Here is a 3,891-nt window from a genome sequence, read left to right as displayed (position 1 = left end):
GGCCGCGATGAGCACGACCGCCAGCAACGCGATCAATCGATAACGCTTCGACCGAGTTGCGGGCGGTTGATGCTCCGCGTCTGGGGCGGCGGGGGGTGGTGTCTGGTGAGCGGTCATGGTCGGTCCTCTTGCGGGCTTGCGCCTGTGATCGCCGATATGTTGCCCCCGATTGGAGCCATCTGGGGGTCACAGCCGCCGATAGCGGTCGGGGCGACAGCGATGGGCGCGACGGCAAGGGTGAAGGACACGAGGCCAATTGCCAATTTCAAGACGCATTTCTTTCTCTACGGACGCCCCCCGTTTTCACAGCTAACTCTAAATTCGCGAGGCTGTTGATTAGGCCCTTTTTCGTAAAACACGATCAAGGCTCTCCGGCATCGTGACGGCGAGCATTGGTCGCGTTTGCTGTTGCTGTCATGCCAACGTTGGGGCGCGCACCTTGGAAGATTCTTGGAAGGCAGCGCCGGTCTGGTGCAGCACTAGGGCTGAGTAGCGTTGGGCGAAGTCGCCGGTTCTGCTGGGGGAGGTCCGCCGGAGGGCTTGCGCGCGATGACCGGGAACACGGTTTCCATCCCGTTTCGACCCTTGATCTCAACGGATTCGCTTGCACCCCAAGTGAACTGCTCCGCAACGGCGCTGTGTACGCCGCTGGTCGCCAGCACCGCTGCCCGCCCTTGGCGACCGGCCAGTCCGGACAACCGGAACGCCACGTTGGTCGCATCGCCGATCACCGCGTCGACGGACCTGGTCATTGCCGCGAGTGCGGCCATGCCCTGCACCACACCCCAGCCCATGTGGATCGGCGATCCGTCCGGGCCACGCAACGGCAGCTCGGGCCCGAGGCTGTCGACAAGGCGATTGGCGGCAAGCGCGAAATCGATTGCCCGCTCTCTGGCATCGGGAAACCTGGCTACCTCCCAGACCGCGAACAGCGCATCGCCGGCGTAGTGATTCAGCGTGCCGTGATGGGCCTGCAGGGCACCGCCGATCCGATTCCACAGTGTGTGGAGGCTTCGCGCCATGACTTGCTCGTCAGTCACTTGCGAGATTGTCGAATAGTTGACGATGTCGCCGACCACCATCACCATGGCGGCTCTGCCGATCCGCGCCTGTGTACGCCGTGGGTCGAATGCCTGGACGGTGGTAAACCGTTGCGAGCGGAACGTTAGCGCCAGATCGCCGATCCGGATCTCGTCGCCGGGCTTGATCGGAAGCAAAACCGCGCGCTCCAGCCGAAAACCGTTGAGCGATGTGCCGTTGCTGCTGGTGTCAATGACGAAAGCCTGATCGGCGGCGACATCAAGCCGGATCTCGAGGTGGGTCCGCGACATTTCGGGATCGTCGATCACCAGCCGGCGTGCCTCGCTGATCCCCCCGCATTCACGGCCGACGAACAGCTGATCAAAGATCGGCACGCGGCGTTCAGAGCTGCCGTCGTTCACGACGAGGTAGGCCGGCGGCTCGTCGGGCCGCCCACCCGGGACCTTCTCGAAAGGCGTCATCCTCGCCTCGCTGCTAACCATCGACGCGGTTATGCGGTCGTCTGCGTAGGCCAGCGTCGGACCTTGATATGCCGAAGTCATTGTACGACAACGCTTCTCCACAGTCGCAACTTTTGGTTGCTGGTCCGTTCGCAGCCACGGGCTCTTTCGTGCTTGACGACTACCGACGTTGCAAACGATACAGCCTGGTGAGCTGACATATCCCGATTCGACGAGCGTTGGTGGCCAATTCCGGCCTCGCTGATTCGAGCCAGGCCGCGAGATTACAAGCGCCCGGACCAGCTGAGCGACGCGCTCAACTTTTGCGAGACCATTCGCATCCTGTGCCGCCGAGGCCATTGGGCACGCGGACCGAAATATCTTGTGAGAAACAAATGAAAGGGGCGGCGCAAATCAGATTGGGCCGAAGTCAAGCCGCGCCGTTCTGGATCTGCGCAGCTAGAAAGTGAAACCAAATCCAAGCTGTTGGCTACATCGTCGATTTTTTGGAACTGGTCACTATTTGGCAGGCGGATAGCTAGCGTTTGGCACCAGGTAGGGGGATGGAGGGCTTGCCAATGGGCGAGAGTGTGGCGGTCACTTGGGTGCCCATCGAACCAGGCACCGGGCCCGGCTATCGGCGACGGTTTCGCCGCGAGGCCGAAAGCGCTGACCGGTTGGCTGACTCGCACGTCATAGCGCCGCTTGATGAGACCGGCGACATCGACGGCCAGCTATATCTAGTGCTGCCGGTCATCAACGGCACCGAAGCACATTCCCTCGACCGACGAACCTCCAACTCGCGATGCACGTCACCGAGCCGGTCGCCGGCGCGCTGAAGGCTAGTCCCCCGCGGGGACTTGCCAAGAATCCTCCAAGCCCGCTGCCGGAGCCTTCCCGTACGAGCGGCCCGCGCGCTGCCTCCCTCACAGATCGAAGCACAACGGCCTATCGAGCTATCAGCGACAACCCGAGGAGCTGAATAATGCAGAGAGCAATTTTCGCAGTGGCAGCCGCCATAGCCCTCGCGCCGATCTCGGCGCTCATAACGTCCCCGGCTCCCATTGCGCACGCTGACCCTCTTACTGACCCGAGGTGCGGCGGGTTAACTGGCCAGGCTTACGCGAACTGCGCAGAGGGTACTCAGCGGAATCTTGAGGCCAATCTGGAGGAATGCAAAGAGATGGCCGCGAAGGGTCAGCTCGTGACCATGACGGAACAAGAGTGCGAGGACGTTATACGATCCCACAACAGGATCGCGCCCCCGGCGCAGACCACTACCCAGGCCTCGGCCACCACGCCCGCGAAGGTCAATTCGCCGACCGTGCCGGCTAAGCCCCCCATGGTGGCACCGCCAAAGGGCCTCGACGCGTCACCGACGGCTATCGCGGCGGCCAAGGCGGCTCCGGCGACGCAGATTGACCCGGCCAACCCGCCGACGCCTCCAACTCACGTGGACTTCAATCAGCGGGTGCAGGGCGTGATCTCGACCCACAACTCGAACATCGACGTTGTCAACGGGCTGGCTCATCCCCGCCATTGGGACTACATCGACTACGACGCCGACCGGCATCCGATCCTGTCCAACCCGATGAGCGAGGCGATGACCTTCCGCTACTTTTACGCGGGCGACTACCGCGAGGTTTACGTCGCCGCCGGTAGCAGGGTGGTGCTCAACGTCGCGGTCGGCGGGGTGTTCCCATTCACCGCGGTGGGCGAGGACTACCTGACATCGGGCAGCTTCTACGGCGGGTCGCCACCGGCGCAATACCAAGATGTCGCTGCCTACATCCCGGCCTACAACCAGACCGTCCAGGTCGGCAAGGTGCAACAGGTGGGCCACGACGACAGCCAACCTGCCGGCAGTCAAGACACCTTCATGCTCGACGACGCCACCCTGGCGTGGGGTCAGGCCACCAATCCCACCAACGGCGGTCAGATCACCGTGACCAAGACGCAAACCTTGCCAGGCGTGGGTCCGACGGACGACGGCAAATCCCTCGTCGACTTAGCGGTGACGGCTCACCAACAGCCGGCCCTCTCTGGGTTGCCCTGGTTGCTGGGCGGCGGCCTGTTGGTTATCGCTGCGGGGCTGGTCGCCTGGCTAGTCATCCGTCGTAACCGAGCTTCGGTCTAACGGCTGCCGCGAACACCACAGATCGGTAGAAGCACAAATGCCGGCCGGAACGGCCGCTGACAACCAACGGAGAAAAATGAGGAAGGCAATCATTTCTGCGGCCGTCTCGGCCGCACTAGCGGTTGCAGTGCTGACCATGGGGATCGTTCCCATCGTCGGCGCGCCAGTGGCCACCGCAGACGGAGTCTGTGACTACGGCCATCCCGGCTATGACAATGTGGGCTGCTACTACTGCGAAAAAGCCCACGGCATGAATCCAAATGACCCTGCCTG

General features: G+C 62.7%; 4 protein-coding genes. 3 read left to right on the top strand and 1 reads right to left on the bottom strand.

The window, feature by feature from the left end:
• Positions 1-479 precede the first annotated feature (479 nt).
• Positions 480-1,583: an adenylate/guanylate cyclase domain-containing protein gene (locus tag WAN71_RS03895; RefSeq protein WP_422224070.1), complete on the bottom strand. Its 1,104-nt coding sequence runs from the start codon at positions 1,581-1,583 to the stop codon at positions 480-482.
• Between the two features lie 461 nt (positions 1,584-2,044).
• Between WAN71_RS03895 and WAN71_RS03890 the strand changes: the two genes are divergently transcribed.
• From WAN71_RS03890 to WAN71_RS03880, 3 genes are all read left to right on the top strand, one after another.
• Positions 2,045-2,320: a hypothetical protein gene (locus tag WAN71_RS03890; RefSeq protein ID WP_422224069.1), complete on the top strand. Its 276-nt coding sequence runs from the start codon at positions 2,045-2,047 to the stop codon at positions 2,318-2,320.
• Positions 2,321-2,691: 371 nt separating this feature from the next.
• Positions 2,692-3,618, top strand: coding sequence for a hypothetical protein (locus WAN71_RS03885; RefSeq protein WP_422224068.1), 927 nt, complete (start codon positions 2,692-2,694; stop codon positions 3,616-3,618).
• Between the two features lie 76 nt (positions 3,619-3,694).
• A partial coding sequence (locus WAN71_RS03880; protein ID WP_422224067.1) for a hypothetical protein occupies positions 3,695-3,891 on the top strand: 197 nt, incomplete at its 3' end.

It is taken from the genome of Mycobacterium sp., from assembly GCF_049280035.1.
Lineage (GTDB): Bacteria > Actinomycetota > Actinomycetes > Mycobacteriales > Mycobacteriaceae > Mycobacterium.
Note: the sequence above shows the minus strand (reverse complement) of the source record. Positions and strands in the feature narration are given on the sequence as shown.